Source organism: Pseudomonas azadiae, from assembly GCF_019145355.1.
Taxonomy (GTDB): domain Bacteria; phylum Pseudomonadota; class Gammaproteobacteria; order Pseudomonadales; family Pseudomonadaceae; genus Aquipseudomonas; species Aquipseudomonas azadiae.
Window position 1 is genome coordinate 1,727,050 of record NZ_JAHSTY010000002.1, and the last position, 24,394, is coordinate 1,751,443.

At 60.8% G+C, this 24,394-nt stretch carries 21 protein-coding genes and 1 pseudogene; 11 read left to right on the forward strand and 11 right to left on the reverse strand.

What is annotated here, in order from left to right; all coding sequences use genetic code 11:
• Positions 1-19: 19 nt before the first annotated feature.
• Positions 20-2,392 carry a hybrid sensor histidine kinase/response regulator gene (locus KVG91_RS24225; protein WP_225927050.1) on the forward strand — a complete coding sequence of 791 codons (2,373 nt, stop codon included), beginning with the start codon at positions 20-22 and terminating at the stop codon, positions 2,390-2,392.
• Position 2,393: 1 nt separating this feature from the next.
• Positions 2,394-4,745 (forward strand): TonB-dependent receptor, encoded by a 2,352-nt coding sequence (locus tag KVG91_RS24230; protein ID WP_169378757.1) that lies wholly within the window; start codon positions 2,394-2,396, stop codon positions 4,743-4,745.
• Here KVG91_RS24230 and KVG91_RS24235 read toward each other — a convergent pair.
• From KVG91_RS24235 to KVG91_RS24260, 6 genes are all read right to left on the reverse strand, one after another.
• Positions 4,729-5,814, reverse strand: a complete 1,086-nt coding sequence (locus tag KVG91_RS24235) for a sensor domain-containing diguanylate cyclase (protein ID WP_169378758.1) — start codon at positions 5,812-5,814, stop codon at positions 4,729-4,731. The genes KVG91_RS24230 and KVG91_RS24235 overlap by 17 nt on opposite strands.
• A 131-nt stretch (positions 5,815-5,945) precedes the next feature.
• Positions 5,946-6,341, reverse strand: coding sequence for a response regulator (locus tag KVG91_RS24240; RefSeq protein ID WP_169378759.1), 396 nt, complete (start codon positions 6,339-6,341; stop codon positions 5,946-5,948).
• On the reverse strand, positions 6,338-8,521 hold the full coding sequence (locus KVG91_RS24245; RefSeq protein ID WP_169378760.1) for a PAS domain-containing sensor histidine kinase: 2,184 nt from the start codon (positions 8,519-8,521) through the stop codon (positions 6,338-6,340). Before KVG91_RS24245 ends, KVG91_RS24240 begins: the two co-directional genes overlap by 4 nt.
• 117 nt (positions 8,522-8,638) lie before the next feature.
• Positions 8,639-9,139, reverse strand: a complete 501-nt coding sequence (locus tag KVG91_RS24250; RefSeq protein ID WP_169378761.1) for a CinA family protein — start codon at positions 9,137-9,139, stop codon at positions 8,639-8,641.
• Between the two features lie 23 nt (positions 9,140-9,162).
• Positions 9,163-10,248 (reverse strand): zinc-binding metallopeptidase family protein, encoded by a 1,086-nt coding sequence (locus tag KVG91_RS24255; RefSeq protein ID WP_169378762.1) that lies wholly within the window; start codon positions 10,246-10,248, stop codon positions 9,163-9,165.
• A gap of 130 nt (positions 10,249-10,378) precedes the next feature.
• A complete protein-coding gene (locus tag KVG91_RS24260) occupies positions 10,379-11,308 on the reverse strand; it encodes a ZIP family metal transporter (RefSeq protein WP_169378763.1) in 930 nt (309 codons plus the stop codon).
• 355 nt (positions 11,309-11,663) lie between these two features.
• Between KVG91_RS24260 and KVG91_RS24265 the strand changes: the two genes are divergently transcribed.
• From KVG91_RS24265 to KVG91_RS24280, 4 genes are all read left to right on the forward strand, one after another.
• Positions 11,664-11,840, forward strand: coding sequence for a con-10 family general stress protein (locus tag KVG91_RS24265; protein WP_169378764.1), 177 nt, complete (start codon positions 11,664-11,666; stop codon positions 11,838-11,840).
• Positions 11,841-12,133: 293 nt separating this feature from the next.
• Positions 12,134-12,484 carry a con-10 family general stress protein gene (locus KVG91_RS24270; protein ID WP_076954898.1) on the forward strand — a complete coding sequence of 117 codons (351 nt, stop codon included), beginning with the start codon at positions 12,134-12,136 and terminating at the stop codon, positions 12,482-12,484.
• A 53-nt stretch (positions 12,485-12,537) separates the two neighbouring features.
• Positions 12,538-13,089, forward strand: coding sequence for an ATP-dependent Clp protease proteolytic subunit (locus KVG91_RS24275; RefSeq protein ID WP_169378765.1), 552 nt, complete (start codon positions 12,538-12,540; stop codon positions 13,087-13,089).
• 25 nt (positions 13,090-13,114) lie between these two features.
• Positions 13,115-13,354, forward strand: coding sequence for a DUF2934 domain-containing protein (locus KVG91_RS24280; RefSeq protein ID WP_169378766.1), 240 nt, complete (start codon positions 13,115-13,117; stop codon positions 13,352-13,354).
• A 471-nt stretch (positions 13,355-13,825) separates the two neighbouring features.
• Here the strand turns inward: KVG91_RS24280 and KVG91_RS24285 are convergent, their stop codons facing one another.
• Entirely contained in the window at positions 13,826-14,095 is a 270-nt protein-coding gene (locus KVG91_RS24285; protein WP_169378772.1) for a DUF6555 family protein, read from the reverse strand.
• A 453-nt stretch (positions 14,096-14,548) separates the two neighbouring features.
• Here KVG91_RS24285 and KVG91_RS24290 point away from each other — a divergent pair, with 453 nt between their 5' ends.
• Positions 14,549-15,382 (forward strand): SRPBCC family protein, encoded by an 834-nt coding sequence (locus KVG91_RS24290; RefSeq protein WP_217894945.1) that lies wholly within the window; start codon positions 14,549-14,551, stop codon positions 15,380-15,382.
• Positions 15,382-16,552: pseudogene (locus KVG91_RS24295) on the forward strand (zinc-dependent alcohol dehydrogenase). Before KVG91_RS24290 ends, KVG91_RS24295 begins: the two are co-directional and overlap by 1 nt.
• 60 nt (positions 16,553-16,612) lie before the next feature.
• Here the strand turns inward: KVG91_RS24295 and KVG91_RS24300 are convergent.
• From KVG91_RS24300 to KVG91_RS24315, 4 genes are all read right to left on the reverse strand, one after another.
• On the reverse strand, positions 16,613-17,338 hold the full coding sequence (locus tag KVG91_RS24300) for a DUF892 family protein (protein ID WP_169374471.1): 726 nt from the start codon (positions 17,336-17,338) through the stop codon (positions 16,613-16,615).
• Positions 17,335-18,510, reverse strand: coding sequence for a hypothetical protein (locus tag KVG91_RS24305; protein ID WP_169374472.1), 1,176 nt, complete (start codon positions 18,508-18,510; stop codon positions 17,335-17,337). The genes KVG91_RS24300 and KVG91_RS24305 overlap by 4 nt, the downstream gene beginning before the upstream one ends.
• Before the next feature lie 149 nt (positions 18,511-18,659).
• Positions 18,660-19,991, reverse strand: coding sequence for an APC family permease (locus KVG91_RS24310; protein ID WP_225927051.1), 1,332 nt, complete (start codon positions 19,989-19,991; stop codon positions 18,660-18,662).
• A gap of 131 nt (positions 19,992-20,122) precedes the next feature.
• A complete protein-coding gene (locus KVG91_RS24315; protein WP_169374473.1) occupies positions 20,123-20,437 on the reverse strand; it encodes a hypothetical protein in 315 nt (104 codons plus the stop codon).
• A gap of 418 nt (positions 20,438-20,855) precedes the next feature.
• On the opposite strand from KVG91_RS24315, the gene cyoA reads away from it, so the two are divergent.
• The 3 genes from cyoA to KVG91_RS24330 are packed head-to-tail and all read left to right on the forward strand — an operon-like array spanning position 20,856 to position 24,394.
• A complete protein-coding gene (gene cyoA / locus KVG91_RS24320; protein WP_169374474.1) occupies positions 20,856-21,800 on the forward strand; it encodes a ubiquinol oxidase subunit II in 945 nt (314 codons plus the stop codon).
• Positions 21,801-21,802: 2 nt separating this feature from the next.
• A complete protein-coding gene (gene cyoB, locus KVG91_RS24325; RefSeq protein ID WP_169374475.1) occupies positions 21,803-23,776 on the forward strand; it encodes a cytochrome o ubiquinol oxidase subunit I in 1,974 nt (657 codons plus the stop codon).
• Positions 23,777-23,779: 3 nt separating this feature from the next.
• A complete protein-coding gene (locus tag KVG91_RS24330) occupies positions 23,780-24,394 on the forward strand; it encodes a cytochrome o ubiquinol oxidase subunit III (protein WP_169374476.1) in 615 nt (204 codons plus the stop codon).

The following is a 24,394-nucleotide window of genomic DNA, read 5'->3' on the forward strand; positions in this document are numbered from 1 at the left end:
TCAGTTTCTCTTGCTGATAATGGCAGTGTTATCCGCAGGCCTGCTGCGCGCTGCCCCCGTGGAAATCTGCCAGGCCGAGCACCTGAAACTGATGCCCGCGATACATATTTTCGAGGACACCCAGGCCAGCTTGAGCCTCGAAGACGTTGCTCAGTTGCCCGAAGCGCGTTTCAACACCATGACGCCAAGCTGGCCGACCCAAGGTTATAGCCGCTCCGCGTTCTGGTTAAAAGTGCAGCTCACCAATTCGAGCGACGCGGCGTGTTCGCGCCTGCTGGTGGTCGGGGCGCCACGCCTGGAGGACATCCGCGTCTACCAACGCACAAACGGGCGCTGGAGCGATGCGCACGCCGGCGCTGCCCATCCCTTGGCCGAATGGCCCCAGCCACCGGCGCGTCAGCCGGCATTCCCGATCTCGCTGGATGCTCGGGAGAGCGCCACCGTGTTCGTCCGGGTGGCAAGCCATTTCCAAATGCTGATCGAGCCGCAACTGTGGTCCGAACCTGCGCTGCTGCGCAGTCAGCAACAGACCTACCTGAGCGACGGACTCACCCTTGGCATTGTCCTGCTGGTCGTGCCGTTCGGCCTGATCGTAGGCTGGATCCTGCGCTCCCGCTTACTGACCGTGAACGCGGGCGCGGTCTTCAGCTACATCCTGCTGACCTGCATCCTGAACGGCTACCTGGTCTACTGGCCCACTGCGCTGGGCTGGACACGCGAGTTGTTGGCCTGCGCCAGCGCGGTCTCGTTCGTGCTGTTCCTGGCCTACATGCGTGTACTGCTGCAGGTATCCAGCCTGCCTAAAGCCGTTGGCTGGAGCTATTGGGTGCCACTGTCAGGCTGCATCATCGGTCGACTCTGGTGGCTGACAGTCGATCCGGTCCAGGGCGCGCAAGTAGTCCAGGTGTCGCTGATGAGTTTCTACGCAGCGCTGCTCGCCACGTTATTCATGGCCTGGCGCAGACGCCTGAGCTACAGCTGGATGGCCTGGCTGGTGCCGGGGCTCTTGATCGGCCAATTGCTGATGCGGATTTTCTTCCCTCAGGAACAGTTGCCCTGGCAGTCGCCGCAAAGCAAATACAGCTTATCGTCCACGCTGGCAGGCGTCGCGTTGCTGGTGTGCACCTTGATCATGGAAGTCGCCCGTAGCCGCGACCGGGAAAAGCATGCGCTGTGCAGCCTGGAGCAACAACGCCAGGCCGAGCACGAACGCCTGGAAAGCACTGTTGCGCTGCGCACCACGCAGTTGCGCGAATCCCTGGCGGCCCGTAGTGCGTTGATGGCGCGGATCAGCCACGACCTGCGCTCGCCGTTGGTACGCATCATCGACTATGCGCGCCTGCTGCACGCGGGGCCGAACCGCGATTATCCAGCCACGATCGAACGCAATGCCCGCCAGCAACTGGAACTGATCGATGAGATGCTCGAATTCTCCCGTGGCGAACTGGAGCAAATGCAGCTGAGCCTCGCGCCGGGTTATCTGTACGGCTTCCTCAAGGAGATCGCCGATGAGGCCGGCTTTCTCGCCGCGCGTCAGGGCAACACCTTCGAAGCGGTGCTGGCGGATGACCTGCCGCCACTGGTCGAGGCCGACTTCAAGCGTCTGCGGCAAATCCTCATGAACCTCCTGGCGAACGCGGCAAAGTTCACTCGCGACGGTCAGGTCCGTTTCGAGGTGAGCGCTCACCCGGCGGCGAACGCTGAGGGCGTGGTGCTGCGCTTCAACGTGATCGACACCGGCATCGGCATTGATCCACAAGAGTTCGAACACCTGCTGCAACCGTTCCGCCGTGGTCGCAATGCGCAGCGCCATGACGGCAGCGGACTGGGCTTGTCCATTGTCACGCAATTACTGGCGCACATGGACAGCCGGCTCGAACCACACGCCACTGAACGGGGCGGCAGCCACTTGAGTTTCAGCCTGCGCCTTAAATGCGCCGGGGAACAGGATCTGGAGCTGGGCATCGTCGACAATAACGCCGCGCCGCTCGACGGCCGGGGCAAACATGTTCTGCTGGTAGATGACATCGATCAGAACAGCGAATGGCTGTATGACCTGCTCGCCGGCTACGGCTTTGACGTGAGCATGGCGGCGAACGGCGAAGACGCTTTGGCCTGCCTGGCCGCACAATCGGTCGACCTGCTGATCAGCGACCAGATGATGCCCGGCATGGACGGCTGGGAACTGCTGCGAGCGGTGCGCAACCGCTGGGGTCATCTGCCCGTGATGCTGTATTCGGCAGTTCCACCCCGCAGGCCGCAGGATTATCCAGACGCCCTGGCCTTCGATGCGGTGCTGCTCAAGCCCGCCGACAGCCGAGAATTGCTGGCATGGGTCAAGACGCTGGCCGGCCCGGACACGATACGTCGCCAGATGGCCCGGGAGCTTTAGCATGCCGGGTTCAGGTTATCGCTTGCTCTGGCTCGCCTGGCTTGCGGCGCTGCCCTGGGCGTCGACGAATGCCGCACTACAGTCACCCGGCGCCCTCACGCTCGACGAATCAACCGTCACCGCCCGACGCCGCGAGGAGGCGTTGCAAGACGTGCCGGTTCCGATCAGCGTCCTCTACGGTGACGCGCTGGACGCCGCCGGCCTGCATCGGCTTCAAGACATCCAACAGCGGATACCCGGCCTGGTGGTGTCCGGTCACGACGCCCGTTTCGCCGGCTTCGGCCTGCGCGGCTTCGGCGCCACCGCTTACAACGATGGCCTGGAGGGTAGCGTCGGCACCTACGTCGATGGCGTTTACCAGGCGCGCCAGGGCATGGCCTTCACCGAGTTGATGGACATCGAGCGCATCGAAGTCCTGCGCGGGCCGCAAGGCACGTTGTTCGGCAAGAACACCACCGCCGGCGCGCTGAGCATCATGACCCGCCAGCCGACCTTTGAACCCGAAGCCAACCTCGAAGCCAGCCACGGCGAGCGCGGTTTGCGCGAATATCGCGGGATGATTTCCGGGCCGCTGCAGGGCGATGTACTGGCCGGGCGACTGAACATGTTCAACAGCGCGGTCGATGGCTCAGTCGACAACCTGCACGATGGCAGCCGCCTCGGCGACGCCGACAGCCAGGGCCTGCGCGGCCAATTATTGTGGACGCCGACGCCGGACTTCAGTGCGCGCCTGATCGCCGATTACGCCGAGCAAAACGAGGCCGGTAACGTGCTGCTGGTCAATCACTACAGTGCCCAGACTCGCCAGCGCGCCAGATTCCTCGGCTATCCGCTGGCCGAACCCGACCCTTACCGGCGTGAGGCACGCATCGACGCGCCGGGCCGCCCGCATACCCTGCAGAACGGTGTCTCATTGGAGTTGAACCGGGACTTCGACGAGGCCCTTCGTTTTACCAGCATCACCGCCTACCGCGACTGGGACTACCGCGCTACCCGCGACGGCGACAGCACAGCGCTGTCGGTGGCCGAGTCCGACACCGCGCTGGGCCACCGACAGTTCAGCCAGGAATGGCGCCTGTCCGGCACGGTCGGCTCGTCCATCGACTATGTCGCCGGGCTCTATTACTTGCGTCAGCAGCTTGACCGCAGAATCGACGTCGAATTCGGCAAGGACGCCGCGCCGTGGTTTGTCGGCGACCAACTGGAATCGCTGAAAAAACGTTATGGCATTAACTTCACCGCGCCAGACCAGGTGCCGGCCCTGCTGCTGGAGGGCGCCCGGCAACGGTACGATGGCGAGCAAAAGGGCGACAGCCGCGCTATTTTCGGTCAGCTTTCCTGGCGTCCGGTTGACCCGCTGGAACTCACCGGCGGCCTGCGCTACAGCCAGGAGCGCAAAGACGGTTGGGTCTCCCGCGACGTCAGCCACCTCGCCCCGCTCAATGGCTTGCCGCCGGCTTTTCAGGCGGGCGGGCAATTGTTGCGCGGCATCGCGCTCGGCGGTGGTTATTACCGTGAAGACTCGATTGAAGAAAACAACGTCTCCAGCCTGCTCAGCGCCAGCTACCGCTTCAACGCTGCGGTGATGGGCTATGTCAGTGGGTCGCGGGGCTACAAGGCCGGCGGGATCAACTTCGACGTGGTCGGCCCGTTCACCTCCCCCACGTTCGAGCCGGAGCGCGCCACGTCCCTGGAACTGGGCCTGAAGACGCGCTTTTGGGACGAGCGCGCAATGCTCGACCTCGCCGTTTACCAGACCGATGTCGACAACTACCAGGCGCTCACCTACAGCCCGCCGACCTCGCTGTTCGCCCCACCGCTGCGGGACAACCTGATCAACGTCGGCAAAGTCCGCCTGCGCGGCATCGAACTGGACTCCGCCTGGCAACTCGCTCCCCAACTCAGCGCACGCCTGGGCCTGGCCTGGAGCGATGCGCGCTACCGCAGTTTCCCCAACGCCCCGTGCCCACCGGCCTCTAGCCAATGGACCTGCGACCTCAGCGGCGACCGTCTCTACAACGCGCCGCAATGGAGCCTCAGCAGCGGCCTCGACTACACCCACCCGTTGCCGTATGGGTTGGAAGCCTATAGCGGCATCGACTACAGCTTCAGGACCGGCTACTCCGGCACCCTCGAAGGCGGCGAAGGCAGCTATCAACCCAGCTACGGCCTCACCCACCTGCGCTTGGGCCTGCGCAGCCAGGACCGTGCCTGGGAAGTGGAAGGCTGGGTGCGCAACGTCTTTGACCGCCAGTACATCACCGCCGTGTACTCATTGCTCGGCGCCGGTGACTACGGCGTCATGACCGGCAGCGAGCGAACCCTGGGCACCACCGTCAGGCTTCGCTATTGACCGAAATAAACCGCGTCGGGCAAAACGCCAGACGATTACCGCCGGCCTTTTTCGACAGGTACATCGCCTGGTCCGCCTTGCTGATCAGCCCATCGACCTGCAGCCCATGCTCTGGATAAAACGCCACGCCGATACTCGCGGCAATCTCCACCGTCTGCGTGCCAATCAAAATCGGCGCGTTGGCCGCCTGCAACATCCGCTCGAGCAACGGCTGGCTGTCTTCCACCGCCTGCAGCCCCACCAGCGCCGCCACAAACTCATCACCCCCAAGCCGCGCCAATGTATCGCCTTCACGCAACGTCGCGTTGATCCTCGCCGCGACAATCTGCAACACCCGGTCGCCCCAATCATGCCCATAGCTGTCGTTAAGCGCCTTGAAGCCATCAAGGTCAATAAACGCGATCGCCACTTTCTGCTGATCGATACGAGCCTTGCCCAACGCCTGGCGCATCCGCTCGGCCAACAGCAACCGATTGGGCAGTTGCGTGAGCGCGTCATACCGGGCATCACGTTCCAGCAACTGCAGGCGCTGCTTCATCTGCGTCATGTCGCTGCACAGCGCTACGTAGTGCTGAACGTTGCCGTGGCGGTCATGCACCGCACTGACGCTGATCCGGGAGGTCATCTCCCGCCCGTCCTTATGGCTGCTCTGAATCTCACCGGACCAATGCCCGTGGAAATCCAGCGCGTTCTTCATCGGTGCATAAAACGCCGCGAGCCGACGCACCATGCGATGGGAATTGAGCTCGCGCCCCAGTATTTCGTCCTGCCCGAAGCCGGTGAGCCGGGTGAAGGCCTCGTTCACGGCAATCACCCGGCCGAACGGGTCGACCACGATGATCCCGTCGCGAGCGTGGCTGAACACGCTCGCGGCCAGCTCCGGGCATAGGGCGTTGAGGCGACGCTCGAGAGCGGCATCGTCACGGGTGGCCGGGCAGGTCCTGGCATCGAAGCCTCGCTGGGCCAGGCAGGTGGCGAGCCAGGAAAGCGACGTATGCAGGCGGGTCAGTGCATGCGTGGCGAGCCTGGAGTTAAGGCAGTAGCGACGGATGAAGGTGCGCAGGTTCATGGTGGGAACACGGTGCTCGTTGCAGCGGGTTGAGTGAGCGGGGATTATCAAGGCCCCGGCCCGCCGGGGCCTTTGCTCGACCGGACGGGAGCTTTGCGGGAGGGGATGGATTGGAAAGATTTTCTCGGGCTTCAGACGGGGCGGTCAGTCGCTGGTTTTACCGCCTGATATTCCAGCGTCAGTGCGACTTTAAGCCGAAGGTCTACCTCGGCAAACGGCTTATGCAGCACAGGGCAGTCGGCAAATTCTCCCGGCAGGCCGCTGACGCCGTAGCCGGTGCTGAATAAAAACGGAATGTTGCGTGCGCGCAGAACCCGGGCTACCGGAAATACGCGCTCTCCAGCCAGGTTCACGTCCAGGATCGCCAAGTCTGCCTCCACCACGGTGGCCACTTGCAGCGCCTTTGCGAGTTGGGCCACGGAGGCAACCACCGTGCATTCCATGTCTTCGAGCATTTCCTCGATCAACATCGCAATGGCGCCCTCGTCTTCAACCAGCAGCACCCTGATCCCTGTGAGCGAGGTCATCCTTTGTTCTCGGCGACCATGAACGAGAAGCGACAGTGAACGCCCTCACGGGCGAACTCGAGTTCAAAAGAACCGCCCAGATCGCGCTCGATGCAGCGCTTCATCAACCGCGAACCCAGTCCTTCGCGCGTAGGCTGTGACACAACGGGGCCGCCCTGTTCGCGCCAGTCCAGGGCGAGTAGCGCTCCGTTCGGTTGGGGTTGCACGTGCCAACTGACGGACAGCGTCCCGGTCTCGGTGGACATCGCGCCATATTTTAGGGCGTTGATTGCCAGTTCATTGAGCGTCATGGTGAGGCTCAGGGCGACGCGGGTGTCAACATCGATAGCGTCACCGGCAACGACGATGCGGCCGGGCTCATTGCCAAGCACTGGCATCAACACTTCGTTGGCCAGCACGCCCAATGGGGTAAGGCCCCAATGCCGCTTCGTCAGCAGGTCGTGGGCACGCGACAATGCCAGCAGTCGGGCTTCGAACCGGGTATAGCCGTCCTTGGCATCCAGCGCGTTGCGCGCTGTCTGGGCCGCCAGGGACTGGACCGTAGCCAGCGTGTTCTTGACCCGATGATTAAGCTCGTCAATCAGGTTCTTTTGTCGGTCTTGCGCCTGATTTCGCTCGGTAATATCCACGAGCATGTTGATGGCGCCGATCAGGTTTCCGTGCGCATCGTGCAGCGGGGTCGGATAAGGTGCAAAGGGCACGCGGGTGCCATCCGGTCGCTGCGCGATGGCCTCGACGCCCCGTATGGGCCGGTTTTCCTTGAGCGCCACGGCCATAGGGCATTTGTCGTGAGGCAGAGGGGTGCCATCGGTGTTAAACAGTTTCCATGTTACGCACCACGGGTCGCCCAGTTGCGGCGTGCGGCCCGACAACTCGATTGCCGCACGGTTGTAAAATGTGATGCGCCCCTCGGCGTCGGTGGTGTAGACGGCGGCCGGCAGCGCCTCGAGTAGATCGCGCATGTGTCGCTCGCTTTCAAGCACCCGATTTTCCATCTCTCGCGTCAGCGTGACGTCGTGGATGACCCGCACACCATAGCGAAAGCGGCCATCAGGCGCCCTGACCGAGGAGCTATGAACATCCAGATAGAGGGGCTGGCCATCGAGCCTCAGGGCCCGCTTGCGCAACACGTAGTTGTCCAGTTCACCCGCCACCTGCCGTGCGTATAACGCTGCGTCCTGCTCAATACTGTCTGGATGGGTATAGTCCAGGAAGGTCATCGCCAGCAGTTGCTCGCGGGACCGGCCGAGCATGGTGCAAAGGGCATCGTTCACGCGCAGCAGGTGACCGTCCTCTCCCGCCTCGGCAATGCCGATGGTCGCCGCCTCGTAGGTAGCCGCAAGCCGGTCATCGCTCTCTTGGCGCTCAGTTTCGGCGTCATGCGCGCGGGTCACATCGATTGTGAAGCAACGGGTGTTGAAGAATTTGCCGTCTTCAAATCGACCATTGGACGTGATCGCGACGTGTTTGATGCCGCCATCCTTCGTTCTCAGACGCGCCGGGTAACTCTTCAGGCAGTCACCACTACCGAGCTTGCTGAGGATGTCGCCGATCACCGGCTCATCCAGATGGAACTCGGTGATGTGGCGTCCGATATATTCACTCGCTGAATAGCCCAGCAGCGACAACTCCGCGTTATTGGCCCGCAGGATAATGCCTTCGCCGCTGACAATATGGAGGCCCACGGCGCTGTTTTCGAAAAAGTCTTCAAGATCGGAGCTTTTGCGCCGCAATTCTTCGGCGAGTGCGTGGTGCGCCGAAACGTCCTGAAAGCAGTTGATCGCGCCCTGGACTGCTCCATGCCGGTCTCTGAGCGTGCGGATATTCATAAGCGCGACGAACCGCGATCCATCCGGGCGCTCAATCAAGACTTCCTGGTTACGTGCGCTCAGGCCCGCATTGAGCGTCGAGGCCATCGGACACTCGTCAACCGCTAACGGCGCGCCGTCTGTCGTGTAAAGCCGATACGAGCCGCAAAAGCGGTCCCCGTTCGCACCCAGGGCAGGTGTCCTTCCCCACAGATTGGTCGCTTCGCTGTTGAACCTGACGAGCCACCCGCCGCGGTCGCAGAGGTAAATAGCCCCCGGAATGGCATCGAGCGAGCGACTCCCCATCGCGACCAGGCTCTCATACTCACTGGGTCCTCTTGCCTCTCTGGGGAACTCGTCAACATTCAACATATTTCATCCTCGATGCACCGGTGTTGAAACGCGCCTGCGATCGACGTCTTTGGCTCTTCCTTGAGTGTATAGGCTCAAACGCATTCCACTGCGATAAAAATGTTGAAAACGACCTGCTCAACCTCTCTCCCCCGCCAACGCCCGCTCATGGAAATACGGCAGACGCTCCAACGCGTGAACAGCCGCATACAGCTGCACCTGCTCGCGCGAGCCGATAAACCGCTCTTTCCTGCTGAACAGGCACAGGCCCTGCGGGCTGCGGTACGCCCAGGCAAAACAGACTGTCCCGGCGGGTATGCCGTCCATGTCATCCGGGCCAAGGATGCCTGTGGTCGCCACAGCAACATCGGCTTCACTGTCGCGCAATGCGCCTTGGGCCATTTCCCTGGCGACTTCGCAACTGGTCAAGTTGAACGTTTCGATCGTGTACGCGCGCACGTTCAACAATCGCTGCTTTGCCTGCGGTGAATAGACGACGTAGCCGCTGTCGATGAACGCACCGCCCCCTGCAACTTCCGACAGCAGGGTTATTATCTTGCCGGCGGTGCAGGATTCAGCGGTGGTGATCACCAGTTCGTTGGCTTTCAGAAACTCGATCGTTGCGGCGGCTGTGTTCATTCCACTCTCTCCCAGGGTAGCGATCAGCAGGTGGCCAGGTATTCGCAAAGCGATGCCGAGCACGCCTGGATGGCCCCGTCTAAAATCAGTTCATATCCGTGCGTGTTTTCCGTCGGTATCGCGATGCAACCGGCGCGGGCCGATGAGCCGTTGCTCAATACCGCACTGGCGTCCGACGCGAAATCGACCAGCAATGCGTATTGGGGCGTGTAACCACAGCGCTCTGCCGCAGCGGCCAAGGACGTTACGACCGTGCGGGTGTAGTAGCCTTTTTCGTCGCCGGTGTTGATGATCGGACTGATGCTCAGCTGTGTGCCGTACTCGGCCATCACCGGGCCGACCTCGACCGCGATGGTGGTATCGCCGGGCAGCGTCGCCGAGGCGTACATCGCGCCGGCGTTGCACTCTTCTTCCAAGGTCGTGAACACAAAATAGGCATCGCAGGCCAGGTCATCGCGACGTTGACTCAAGCGGTGCGCCGCATCGATCACTGCCGCTATCGGTGCGCGATCATCCAGAAAATGCGCCGCGATGGCATCACCGACGCGAAACGGTTCACGCCAGTGGCGACTCAACACCACCCGCGTTCCCGGCCGCACGCCCTGGGCGCGCAACCTGTCTATCGAAGCGCGGGTCACCACATGCACATCGTTCCAATGCACGTTCCCGGACATCACGTCCGCGCCTTGAGGTGCATTTTGCGTCGCGTGCATTGAACCGAAAGACAACACCCCAGGCACGATGGCTTGATCGCCCAGGATGTCGACCGGACACATGCCGAAATTCACCGGATTGGCGCCGCCCAGGGCCGTGACTCTCAAGGTGCCGTCGTCATCGATGCATTTTACGACCATGGCAATTTCGTCCATATGGGCCATGATCCTGACAGCACGCTTGGGTCCGCTGCTCGCCCGCCGCCCCTTGATCAAGCCCACAACGTTGCCGGCGGGATCAACCCAGGTTTCGTCGCAAACCGGCGTCATGGCATTCAGGCAGATTTCGCGAACTTCATCCTCTTGCCCGCCTGGTCCACGGGCCATCAGGAGCTGCTTCAATAATTGATCATGCTGGCTGGCGTCGCCGCTGGCTTCGCGTCGTATATCAGACATTCTCGGCTCTCGATCACGGACGGGTGAATGACAAATGGCGCCCTCGCATCGGCGCCTCACACATCAAAAATGACTGGAGGCCCTGCACGCTTGTTCAGATTATTTTTGCCGTTCGCGAAGACGTAGCCCATCACCCCAGCGCAGTGTCCAGGAACATCATCACCGCGAAGCCGAGCATCAAACCGAGGGTGGCCGGGGTTTCGTGGCCGTTGCGATGGGTTTCGGGAATCACCTCGTGCGAGACCACAAAGATCATCGCGCCGGCTGCGAGCCCCAAGGCAATCGGGTAGCCGAGGGCGAACCCACTGGAAATGCCCAGCCCCACCACCGCACCCAAGGGTTCCATCAGCCCCGAGCCAATCGCAATCAGCGCAGCGCGAACGGCTGAGACCCCGGTGACGCGCAGCGCCAGGGCAACCGCCAAGCCTTCCGGGATATCCTGGATCGCGATGGCGGTGGTCAGGGGCATGCCGACGCGAAGGTCACCATTGGCAAAGCTGACACCGATGGCCATGCCTTCCGGCAGGTTATGCAGGGTAATGGCGAGTACGAACAGCCAGACGCGATTGAAGCGCTCGGTCTGGGGGCCTTTGCGCCCGGATGTTGAATGTTCATGAGGCACGAAGCGATCCAGGCCGATCATCAGCGCGACGCCAAGCCCCAGTCCCAGGACGACCACGCACGCGGCCCACATCGGGTTGCCCGTAATGTCCTGTGCCGCCTCGATCCCCGGCAGGATCAGGGAAAACGAACTGGCCGCCAGCATCATGCCGGCGGCAAAACCGAGCAGGGTGTCCTGGGTGCGTGAACGGATGTCACGCAGCACCATCGCCGCCATCGCGCCGAGGGCCGTCGCCGCAAAACCGCTGAGGCCTCCCAGCAACGCATAACGCAGGTTGGACGCATCGGCCCCGACGATGGCGCTGTACCCGCTGACCAGCAGCAACAGCGTCACGGCAACCGTGGTGGTCCAGAACAACGCGCCGGCCCATCCTTGACTGGACACATGGCTCAGCCAGCTGCGCGGAGTTGCCTCATCGGATGTCGACAGGTCAGGCATCATTTCCTCCTTTATCAGAAACAGGGACCTGGCATGCAGCACCTCCAAGTCTGTGGCGTACGTTAGGGTGTTAGCCCGCCCGAGAGGTTCCTTATTTAACGGCGCCGTCCATCCTTATAAGCGAAGCGGCGCAAGATGCTATTAACTTAATATCATTTACCCAGCCTCATACCCGTCAAAACTTAGACGAAGCGGCGGCTAAAACCTCTACTTGTATAAGTTTTTATTGACTAACTACCGTTCATCGCCGTTTTGAAAAATTCTCAAAACATTTCGGAGGCTGGCCTTATCGGAATCTATGTCCGTTGCAGTAAACGGACATAAGCGAAACCTCAATTACAGTTGGAGTATCCCTATGACGACCGGTAATAAAAACCCAGGTAATTTCGCCAACGATCCCCAGAAAGCATCAGAGGCAGGAAAGAAAGGTGGCAAGGCTTCTGGCGGCAACTTTGCCAACGACCGCGAGAAAGCCTCGGAAGCTGGCCGTAAAGGTGGCCAGAACAGCCATGGCGGCGGCCGCAAGTCGTAACGATATCAAAAGGGAACTTACCATGCGTACGTCAGTTGAACATCAGCGAAGCGAGTTACATCATCGGCCTAGCATGCAAGTGCGAGTTGACCCGAGGGTCCTTGTTCGTTCGAACGCGTCTGCGTGTTATGAACATCGGCGAGGCGTTGAACTGGCTGAAGCAACTATCGATGCGTCGCAAACTCGCCCGCTGTGCGAAAGGCAATTATAAACTGCGCCTTGAACCGCGCAGGTAAGTGCACCACAGATAGAAACGAAACTTGTATACCGACATAACGACGAGGTAACTGAACATGAGCACTAAAGACAACGATGGCAAAATGAGCGTCAGCGAAGCGGGTAAGAAAGGTGGCGAAGCCACCTCAGCTTCCCATGACAAAGAGTTCTATCAGGAGATCGGCAGCAAAGGTGGCCAAAACAGCGGCGGCAACTTCAAGAATGACCCCGAGCGCGCCGCCGAGGCCGGTAGCAAAGGCGGCCAGAACAGCGGCGGCAACTTCAAGAACGATCCCGAGCGCGCCGCTGAAGCCGGTAGCAAAGGTGGCCAGAACAGCGGCGGCAACTTTGCCAACGACCGTGAGAAAGCCTCGGAAGCTGGCCGTAAAGGCGGCCAGAACAGCCATGGTGGCGGACGCAACAGTTAATGTGCTTGATGCAGGGGAGCCATGCTCCCCTGCCTTGACTGATGAGGGACACCATGCCTTTACACATTATCAACTTCACCGCGCCGGTCACCGCCTCGACCTGCAGCCAACTCATCGAAAAAGCCTCCCTGGCCGTCCAGCAAGATGCCTCGGGCCTGGTAGTGAACATCGCCACCATGGGCGGTGAATGCAGCTACGGCTTTACCATGTACAACTTTCTGCTGGCACTGCCGATCCCGGTCCATACCCACAACCTGGGCACCGTGGAGTCGATGGGCAACATCATCTTCCTGGCCGGTGAGCGCAGGACGGCGTGCAGTCACAGCAAATTCCTGTTCCATCCATTTCATTGGCATGTGCAGGGTGCCGTGGACCATTCGCGCATGTCCGAATACGCCATGAGCCTCGACTACGATTTGCAGCTTTATGCGCGCATTGTCGCCGAACGCACACAAGACGCCAGTGAAAAACTCGAAACCGAAAAATACCTGATCGCCGCGCCGCGCATTCTTGATCCGCAACAAGCCATGACCGCCGGCCTGATCCACGCGATCGAACTTCCGGTCATCAAGGCCGATTTTGTCAGTAGCTTCATTCACTCCTAGCGTTAACCAGAACGGGAGAACCCCAATGGACGAAGAAACAATTCGACTCACCGCTTACCGCATTTGGGAACAGCAAGGCAAGCCTGACGGCCAGGACTTTGTGCACTGGTTGCAAGCCAGGGACGAACTCGGGCCCGTCCAGACTGATGGTTTGTCGGGCTCGATTGAAAGCAGTGTCATGCCCCCTATACCCGACCGGTCAAAGCGCCCGTCAACGCGCTCGGCCACCGCGCAAAAACCCCGCAGCAAAAAGCTCAAGGCCTGAGACGGCAGCACCAGGCGTTCGGACGCGTCTGTCGTGATGCGAGCCGATAAAAAGCCCGGCAGCCGCCCGAACGCCCTCTTCGAAATTCCAATACTGGCGTTTGAATATCAACTAAGCGCTCGTTTGAAAATCTTCCCTTTTTTTGTTGAAAACAATCACGTCATAATTGAAGGTGGGTGACCGTTTCAATTCAGGGAGGAATCAATGTGTCTGATCTACAAGCGAACCGCCGTTGCGTTCAATGCAAACAACCCTTTGAACCGACTACGGACGAACCCGCCTATCTGGTGTGCACAGCCTCCGAAATGCTCTGCCCGCACTGCAGGCAACAGTATCTGGCGGACTTGATGAAGGACGCACTTCAACGCAGCGTCCTCAAGTTATGCATGCTGCAGGAGCGACGGAGAAAACAGTAAGCTTTACACTTAATTAACGTCGTATTCAAATGCATGTCCTTAACTAACCCCGCACTCAGTCGGGGGGTGGGGGCACATAGGGCTGCGCAATAAATGGAATACTGCCGGAAGGCCGCCACTTGACGTTCTCAAGGCCGTAGCGTTCTGCAAGAGGTTTGCTGACCCGCTTGATCTTTTCATGGCGTGAGCGTGGGATTATGCCGATTCCCGCATCACAAGATGCCCAATGCCACGCCTCTGCGTTATTCATGACCTCGGCCCTTATAATGAAAGACTTTGGCTCATGCTGGTATTCGTACTCGATAATGTATAAAGAATTTTTCATATGCGCTCCTTCTGATTTTTTGTTATTTGAGCAGCGCGAAGGTTCAGATTTTTCTCCTAAAACAGCACTTTGCGTAACGCCGAATTGCGCCTCCCTTGTAATATGACCATTCGTCGGCAGTTGGTAAAAAAAACACAACCGTTTTCGCTTTTCTTGTTTCTCAATACTGAGTCTGTTCACTCCAGGCTCTGGTAAAAACTCCTGTCTTGCCCGTACTCCGTACGGGCTTTTTTTTGGCGGCTCATAAGGCCGCCACGTTTAAGCGAGACCCTGACTAAGTGCGTACACCCCCATAAGCGAAAGGGCCGTTTATTCTCAAACTGTAAGCAGGTGTTGCAACGAACAGCATGAACTTCAAGACGGGGAACCTTTCATCCCCAATCTTGAAATGCGGTGGAACCTCAAACGGCGCAGGTTTTTCTATCGCAGACACATCCATCGGAGGACCGAACCATGACTGACCAGCCACTGATATCGACCCACACCCGGCCTGGCGCGCACCGAAGCGGCACGATGACCAAGGCTGAGCGCACGCTTTCGCTGACGGCCGGCGTTGCGCTTTTGCTGCATGGCTGGCGCAAGGGCGGGTTGGGCGGCGCACTGCAGATCGCGGCGGGCGCCTACGGCGTGTTCCGCGGTACAACCGGGCACTGCGCACTCAAGCAGGCGTTGACGCCAACCCCCTACGAAACGCAATTCAGCAGCGAACACCAGTGGCCGCTCAGCGAGGCAATTACCCGCAGCATCACGATCCTGCGTCCGCTGGAGGAGGTGTCTGCCTTCATCGCCAGGCCCGAGAACATCGGCCCGCTGCTGCGCTGGGTCGACAGTGTCGAACAACTGACCCCCGACACCGCGCGCTGGAACCTGCGCGCCCCGGCCGGGCGGCGCCTGCAATGCACGCTGGTGCAGAGCGACACACAGGATCCCCATGTGCTGCACTGGAAAACCCCGGGCGATGCGCGCTGGGCGCACGACATCACCGTGTCTCTGACCCCGGCCCCGGCCGGCCGTGGCACTCAGGTCAAGGCCGTGGTGGTGTGCAAGCCGGCGCTGGGCAAACTGGGCTATGGCCTGGCCCGTGCGATCAGCGTGTTCAGCGACAAGGCCTTGCTCAACGCCTTGCAGGCGGTGAAACAGCAACTGGAGACCGGTGAGGTCAGCAACAACCGCCTCAGGCCGGACCAGGATGACGACTTTTTTTACGTACACGCCGGCACTGACCACGTCGCAACCGATCACTCGTCAGCCAAAACCGGCGTAGTTATTGAAGGAGGACCCCACTGATGCGCGCACTTACTTGGCAAGCACCCAACCTACTGCAAGTCGACAATGTCGCCGACCCTGCGATCCTCAACCCCCGGGACGCGATCATCCGTGTGACGCTGTCGTCTGTCTGCGGTTCGGACCTGCACTTGCTCGGCGGCTACGTACCGGCCATGAAGCCCGGCGATATCATCGGCCACGAATTCATGGGTGAAGTGGTCGAGGTCGGCAAAGGCGTCACGGGCCTGCGCAAGGGTGACAAAGTGGTCACCATCTCGATCATCGGCTGCGGCAACTGCGAGCCGTGCCAGCGCAGTGATTTCTCCTGCTGCGACAACTCCAACCCAAACCCATCGGCGACGGACCTGGTGTACGGCCAACCGTGCTGCGGCATCATCGGCTACAGCCACGCCTTTGGCGGTTACCCAGGCAGCCACGCGACCTATGTGCGGGTGCCGTTTGCCGACGTCAACCTGTTCAAGGTGCCCGAAGGCGTGACCGATGAGCAGGCGCTGTTCGTTTCGGACGCGGCGCCCACTGGTTACTTCGCGGCAGACAACGCCGATATCCAGCCCGGCGACACCGTGGCGGTGTGGGGCTGCGGCGGCGTTGGCCAAGATGGCGATCTGCAGCGCCTACCTGTTGGGCGCCGAGCGGGTGATTGCGATTGACCGCTACCCCGACCGGCTGCGCCTGGCCGAAGAGCGCGGCAAGGCGATCCCAATCAACTACGAGAAAACCAATGTGCACGACGCCTTGCTGGAGCTGACAGGCGGGCGTGGGCCGGACCGCTGCATCGACTGCGTGGGCATGGAGGCGCATGGCACCGAGATCGACTACGCCTATGACAAGGCCAAGCAACTGCTCAGGCTGCACACCGAGCGCGGCAGCGTGCTCAGGCAGGCCATACGCGCCTGCCGTAAAGGCGGCACGGTGTCGGTGGTCGGCGTGTACGGCGGGTTGCTCGACAAGTTCCCCATGGGCGCGATCGTCAACAAGGCATTGACCTTGAAAGCCGGACAGCAACCGGGGCAGCGGTACGCAGCGACACTGTTTGAGCACATCCAGAAAGGCGAGCTCGACCCCGCCTATTTGCTGACCCATCCCATGAGCCTGGAAGACGGGGCGCAAGGCTACAAGTTGTTCAAGGAAAAAACCGATAATTGCCTGCGGGCGGTGTTCAAGCCCTGAAGGCCAATACGCGTGGTTTCACACCGATACCCGGCGTGAAACCACGCAGCGCGCAAAGCGTCAGCTCACTTGTGCAAGCAGGTCATCGCGGATGAACTGGCGAACCGTCGCCAGGTGTGTTTCTTCCTGCTGCAACGCGTGCTCGAAGCGCTTGGCAATCAGCGGGTGTCCCCCTGCGCGGGCGAGTTCGATCAACAGTTCCCACGCCGCGTTGTCTTCCAGTTCGATGGTCAGAATCGCACTCATCGACTGAGAGACCGTCGTGCGCGGGTCAGTCAGTACCTGCAGCACACCCATGGCCTTGACCCCGACCATGTCCGCACACGGCGTCATGGCGGTGGGGTCGGCGCCCAGGGTTTCGATGGCTTCGCGCACCAGGTTCATGTGCTCGAGTTCTTCGGCCTGGATCTGGCGCAAGGTGTCCACCAATGCGGGGTTGGCGCCCGGTGCCGACGTGGCCTTGGCCACCATCGCTTCATACAAGCGCACGCCGGTACGCTCAAAGGCCAGGCGTTCGCCGAGCTTGTCGAGCAGCACTTCAGGCGCCTTGCCGATGGTTTTGTCCAGGGCGGTCTTGACCACGCCTTTGGCGCTGCCTGGCGCAGGCACCGAACCGATCAGATCGGCTTCACGAATAGCGCGTTCGCGCTCGGCGGTGTAGGCGCTCATGTCGCCGGGGACGTCGGCGGGAAACATGCGCGTGGCTTCCAATTGACGTGCGGTGCCTTCTGGCGACATTTGCGCGCCGGTGCGGTTGGTGCCGATGATCACTTGACGTTCGCTCATTGCTGTTCTCCCGCAGGGTTGAGTTCGGTACCGGGTTTGAAGGTGTAGCCAGCCGACACCACGTTGGCCGGAACGCCCTCACTGTTAAGGCGTGCACGCTGATCCAGAGAGGCCTGCCCTTCCCTTTCCTTAGGCACGTAATCGATGCCATGGGCACGCAGGTCGACCTCGCGGGACAAGGTCTCGCGCACGAAATCGCGCTGGCTCTTGAACTCGATCATGCGCGGCAGCGGGCCGGCCAACACCTCGGCGGGATCGCGACGTTCGTATTGCTTGAACAACTCGCAGGCCAGGTTGAGATGCCCCAGTTCGTAGTCGACGAAGCGTTCCCAAAGTGCCTTGAGGCGCGGGTTTTCTTCCTGCTCGGCGCAACTGGCGTAGGTGTAGACCTCCATCGCCTCATGCACCAGCCACTTCTCCATGAAGGTTTCACTGGGGTCCTGCAACGAGCCGTACTGGGTCACGTGCTGCTCCTCGACCGAGGCGATTTCGGCATACAGCGCGCGCGCCACGGGGTCGGCGAACAGCGGACCGATGTTCATGTAGTAATCGTGAGTCTGGTATTCGGCTCCGGTGATCAGCGCCGCGTGGATCTTGGTGATCAGCGCGGCGTTTTCTTTCTGATAGTTGTCACGCAGGTCATCGCCGGGGGCGCGGTGGTGCTCGCTGGTGGGCCTGCCGGGCACCAGGTCGGTGTAGCCCTGCAGGATGTTGTTGGCGTCCTTGCCTTCCAGCCGGTCGAGCATGGCGGCATAGCGGTAGAGATGGTCGAAGTCTTCCAGCAGGCCGAAGCGATAGGTCTGGGCCTGGTAAGGGTCGGGCTCATTCTGGGCGACGGCGGCCGTCACTTCGATCGCGACCTGTTCGTAGGCAACCGTGGTTTCCAAGGGGGAATGGTCGGCCGACAACAGCCAGTTGACCGCGGTCATCTGGTGTTGCTCGACACGACGGATCTGCGCCAGCGGCAGCTGCAACGCCTTGTGAAACCGCGAGCCGAAGTGCTTGAGCCGCAAGGCGTCGGATTCAACGCCGTTCATCAAAATTACCCGCACTCGAGTGAATGCATCATCGTCCAGCTTGCTGATCGGCTTGCCGGCCAGGTCACGCCAGGTAAAGTTCTGCTTGTCCAAGGGCGTGCCCTTGTTATCCAGCAGATTGTCGATTTTGGACATGGGTCGATCTCCTTCATCAGTCGTCACTGAGTGACTTTTTCAAAGAGCCGGCATCAGGAATTGCGGCCCTGTTTTGATGACAAGAAGATCGCGGGAAGACATCGAAATTTTGTGGTTGTCCTCCGATGAGCGGTCAGCCAGGCGCTGCCTCAGCCAGGCTCCGCAACCGGCGTCGCCAAGCGGTTGCACGCGTACAGCGCAATGCCCAGCAGCATCAGCGCACCACCGCGCAACCAGGTGTCCAGGCTTTGCTGGCTGAGCAGGATCAGGCACGAAACAATCGCCAGCACCGGCACCCAGGTCGGTACACGAAAATGTTGTTCGGCGATGGTGTCGCGGCGCAGTACCAGCACCGCCAGGTTGGTGCTGAGGAACACGAAGAGCAGCAACAGCACGACCGTCTCGGCCAACGCCGCGAGCGTGCCGGTCAAGGTCAAGGCGATGGCCACGAGGGTGCTTGCGATGATCGCGACCCAGGGCGTACGCCGCTTGGGCAGCACGCGCGAAAGCGGCTCCGGCAACAGGCCCATGCGCGCCATGCCGTAGGCCAGGCGGCTGGCCATGACCATGGTCAGCAGCGCGCCGTTGGCGACCGCCACCAGTGCGATAAAGGCGAAGAGCTGGGGCGGGATGCTCAAGCCCGAGGCACGCACCACTTCGAGCAACGGCGCCGAGGTGGCCGTGAGCTTGTCCATCGGCAGCACCACCGACGCGGCGACACCGACCGCCATATACACGATGCCCGCCGTGACCAACGCGGCAAACAGCGCGCGTGGATACACCGTGCGCACGCCGCGTATTTCTTCGGCCAGGTTGGCCGACGTTTCAAACCCCACAAACGAGTAGAACGCCAGCAACGCGGCGCCCAGCACGGCGAGCATCGGGTTGACGCCGGCCTTGAACTCCAGCGCGCGGCCGAGGTTGGCTTCGCCGGACTGTATGCACCAGGCCGCGGCCACCACCACCAACAGCAACCCGGAGAGTTCGACGCAGGTCATGACCATGTTGGCCCCCAACGACTCCTTGATACCGCGAGCATTGAGCAGCGCCACCACCACCAGGAATATCAGCGCGGCAATATGGGGAGACACCTCGACAAACGCCGCCAGGTAGTCGCCGGCAAACGCCAGGGACAGCCCCGCCGCGCTGGTGACGGCGGCGGCGAGCATGCTGAAGCCGACCAGGAACGAAATCAGCGGTGACTTGAATGCCTTTTCGGCGAACACCGAAGCGGCGCCGGCATGGGGGTACTTGGTGACCAGTTCCGCGTACGAGCCTGCCGTGAGCATGGCGAAGAACAACGCCACCAGCAGCGGCACCCAGATCGCCCCGCCCACCTCGCCGGCGATGGTGCCGGCCAGCGCGTACACGCCAGCGCCGAGCACATCGCCGAGGATGAATAGAAACAACATCGGGCCCGTCACGGCGCGGCGCAAGGACGGTTTGGAGGGTGCGGCTTGGCTCAAGCTGGATTCGGACATGGGCGGCTCTGGCGTGGGTTGCAAAGAGCGATCATCCGGCACGGGCCGGCTGACGCGGGGCTATCTACAATGGAAAATGCCCGCGCCACCAAAGTTCCGTTTTCCGCTGGGAATCCAGCGAAGCGCCCCCGTCAATCGTCGTCGTGCAGGTGCGCGTCGGCGCAGGGCAGCCGTCCCGATTCCCCGCCGGCAATCCGTTCCGCCTGATCAATGCCGCGTTTGAGCGCGTCGTGCACGGTCCATTGCGCACCAGGCAACTGCTGGGTGCGTTCGACCACACATTGCCCCGTGGCGGTATAGACGCTGACCAGCACTTCAATATCGGCGTCTTCGCGCTCACGGGCCCTGACTTCGATATGGCAGCCGTTTTCCACTTCCTGGGTAAAGCACTCTTCCTCGAGTGCCTTTTCGGCCCAAGCCTTATAGGTATTACCACGAATAAACATAACTGTTCTCCCAGACCGTTAGTGGGTTGGCCTTCAAGTAAGACCTGAATGCTTTAGCAGGGATTCCGTCTTTTTTCCAAGACCCATTGCATCATGCGCCTATAAAAACCTGTTGCCGTTTCGTTTGTTAAACCGTTCGTCAGGCGAAGTTACAAATTGTTAAACCAACCCCGGGACGTCTATTCAAAATGTTCGGGAGCGCGGTGAAACACGCCCCGCAGAGCGGCCGCGAAAGCCAACAGATCCGGGCAGTGGATGCAGCTTTTCCACTGGCGGCGCCGTATCGCCTGGCGTTATGCACTTGACTGCGCCACGCATTAACAAGCGCAGCGCCGGCGTTTCGCTTAGTTAACTTGCGAACGCGGGCGCTACCGTTTCGGCACCGCAACAACGGAAGTTTTCAATACAGGAGCAAGGCATGAAACGAGCGATTGGTTATTGCCTGGTATATATCGCCAGCATTTTCCTATTAACCGGCTGCAACCTGATTGTGTTTAACCCCAAGGGGCAGGTTGCAGCCGATGAACGCGACCTGATTATCCTCGCCACCAGCTTGATGCTGCTGGTGGTCGTTCCAGTGATCGTGCTGACATTTGTGTTTGCCTACCGCTACCGCGCCACCAATAAAAAGGCCCGCTACTCACCGCGCTGGGCCAGCTCGCACAAAATCGAAGCGGTGGTATGGGGCGTTCCGCTACTCATCATCATCGCCCTGGGGTGGGTGACCTGGAAAACCACCCACGCACTCGACCCCTATCGTCCGCTCGACTCAGAGACGCCACCGATCAATGTGCAAGTGGTGGCCACCGACTGGAAATGGTTGTTCATCTACCCCGACCTGGGCATCGCCAGCGTCAATGAGCTGGCCCTGCCGGTGCATACGCCGGTGAGTTTCACCGTCACCTCCGACGCGGCCATGACGTCGTTCTTCATCCCGGCCCTGGGCGGGCAGATCTACGCCATGGCCGGCATGCAGACCAAGTTGCACCTGATCGCCAACGAGACCGGCGAGTTCAGGGGGATTGCCGCCAACTACAACGGCCCGGGTTTTTCCGACATGCATTTTGCCACGCTGTCGCTGAGCCCCGCCGACTTCCAGGCGTGGGTAGCCAAGGTCAAGGGCGCCGCAACGCCCCTCGACCAGGCCCGTTACGCGCAATTGGCCAAGCCCACCACCCGACACCCGGTGACCTATTACTCGACGGTCCAGGAGCGGCTGTTCCTGGACATCGTCGACAAATATGAAGGCATGAACAAGGCAAGGAAACCCGAGCGCAACCAGACCCAATCGAACGGTGCTGAATCGAACGGCACCGGCACGCGCGCCGATCAACACCCCAGTCTGCTGGCCGAGGAGCAATAACAATGTTCGGAAAACTGTCATGGGACGCGATTCCAACCACTGAGCCCATTGTGATGTACACCCTGACCTTCATCGGGCTGATTGGCGTGGCGATGGTGGGATCGATCACCTGGAAACGCAAATGGGGCTATCTGTGGCGCGAGTGGTTCACTTCGGTGGACCACAAGAAGATCGGCTGCATGTACATCATCGTCGCGCTGGTGATGCTGCTGCGCGGTTTCTCCGACGCGATCATGATGCGCACCCAGCAAGCCATGGCCGCCAGTGGCGGGCCGGGGTATCTGCCGCCGGAACACTACGATCAGATCTTCACCGCCCACGGCGTGATCATGATTTTTTTCGTGGCCATGCCCTTCGTGGTCGGCTTGATGAACGTTGTGGTGCCGTTGCAGATCGGCGCACGCGACGTGGCTTATCCGTTTCTCAACGCGCTGAGCTTCTGGCTGTTCGTGGCCGGTGCCGCGCTGGTCAACGTCTCACTGGGGATCGGTGAGTTCGCACGCACCGGTTGGGTCGCCTACCCGCCGTTATCCGGGTTGGCGTACAGCCCCGGGGTCGGGGTGGACTACTACATCTGGTCACTGCAGATATCCGGCATAGGCACGCTACTGACGGGGCTGAACTTCTTCGTCACGATCTTGAAGATGCGCACCGAAGGCATGACCTTGTTCAAGATGCCGGTGTTCACCTGGAATGCGCTGTGCACCTCGGTGCTGATCCTGGCGTCGTTTCCGATTCTCACCGCCACCCTGCTGATGCTGACCCTGGACCGTTACCTGGGCATGCACTTCTTCACCAACGAGGCCGGCGGCAACCCGATGATGTACGTCAACCTCATCTGGGCCTGGGGGCATCCGGAGGTGTATATCCTCATCCTGCCGGCGTTCGGGGTATTTTCGGAGATTGCCGCGACGTTCAGCAGTAAACGGCTGTTCGGCTACGTGTCGCTGGTGTGGGCAACGATCGCGATTACCGTGCTGTCGTTCATCGTGTGGCTGCACCACTTTTTCACCATGGGCGCGGGGGCCAACGTCAACGCGTTCTTCGGTATCATGACCATGATCATCGCCGTGCCGACCGGGGTGAAAATCTTCACTTGGCTGTTCACCATGTACCGTGGCCGGGTGCGCTTTGAAACCCCGATGCTGTGGACCCTGGGTTTTATCGTGACCTTCAGCATCGGCGGGATGACCGGGGTACTGCTGGCCGTGCCCGGCGCCGATTTCTTGCTGCACAACAGCCTGTTCCTGATCGCGCACTTTCACAACGTGATCATCGGCGGCGCCGTGTTTGGCTACATGGCCGGCCTGACCTACTGGTTCCCCAAGGCCTTTGGCTTCCGCTTGAACGACAAGCTGGGCCGCATCGCGTTCTGGTGCTGGCTGATCGGCTTCTATTTCGCCTTCATGCCGTCGTACGTGCTGGGCTTCATGGGCATGACCCGGCGCCTCAACCATTTCGACAATCCGGAATGGCGGCCGTGGCTGCTGCTGGAAGTGCTGGGCGTGGTCATCATTCTCTGCGGCGTAATCGCCCAGGCTCTGCAGCTGTACGTCAGCATCCGCAACCGTCACCAATACCGCGACCTCACCGGCGACCCGTGGGACGGCCGCACCCTGGAGTGGGCCACCTCCTCCCCGCCGCCGCTGTACAACTTCGCCGAGCAACCCAAGGTCAGCGACCTGGACGCCTATTGGGGCATGAAGGAGCGTGGCGTCAGCACCCTCAGCCACACCGACTACCGCGCCATCCATATGCCGCGCAACACCGCCTCGGGCCTGGTGATCAGCCTGTTCGCGCTGATCTGCAGCTTCGCCCTGGTCTGGCATATCTGGTGGCTGGCGGCGTTCGGGCTGGTGGCTTCGGTGGTCGCGTTCGTGGTGCGCAGCTACGACGAAGACACTGATTACTTCGTGCCCGCCGAAGAAGTTGCGCGCATCGAAACGGCACGTCTCAAAGACCTGGCAGAGGCTTGATCCATGTCCAACACCGTGATTGAAAAAGACGTCGCTCATACCCAGGAACACGGGCATGAGGACGCGGGTTCCCTGAGCGTATTCGGGTTCTGGATCTACCTGATGACCGACTGCATTCTGTTCGCGACCTTGTTCGCCGGCTATGCGGTGCTGCGCGACAGCGTGGCGGGCGGTCCGTCGACCGTGGATATTTTCGAACTGCCGTATGTGCTTGCCGAAACCATGCTGCTGTTGCTCAGCAGCATCACCTACGGCTACGCGATGCTGGCGATGAACCGTGGCGAGCAAAGCCAGGTGCTGCGTTGGCTGGGGCTTACGTTCGTGCTCGGTGCTGGCTTCATCGCCATGGAAATCAACGAATTCCATCACCTGATCGCAGAAGGCTACGGACCGGACCGCAGTGCGTTCCTCACCGCGTTCTTCACCTTGGTCGGCACCCACGGCGCGCACGTGCTCACGGGACTGATCTGGATGGCGGTGCTGATGGTGCAGATTCGCCAGAAAGGCCTGACCAACACCAACGCCACCCGGCTCAGTTGCCTGAGCCTGTTCTGGCACTTCCTGGACGTGGTGTGGATCTGCGTCTTTACCGTGGTCTATCTGTTGGGGGTGGTGTGA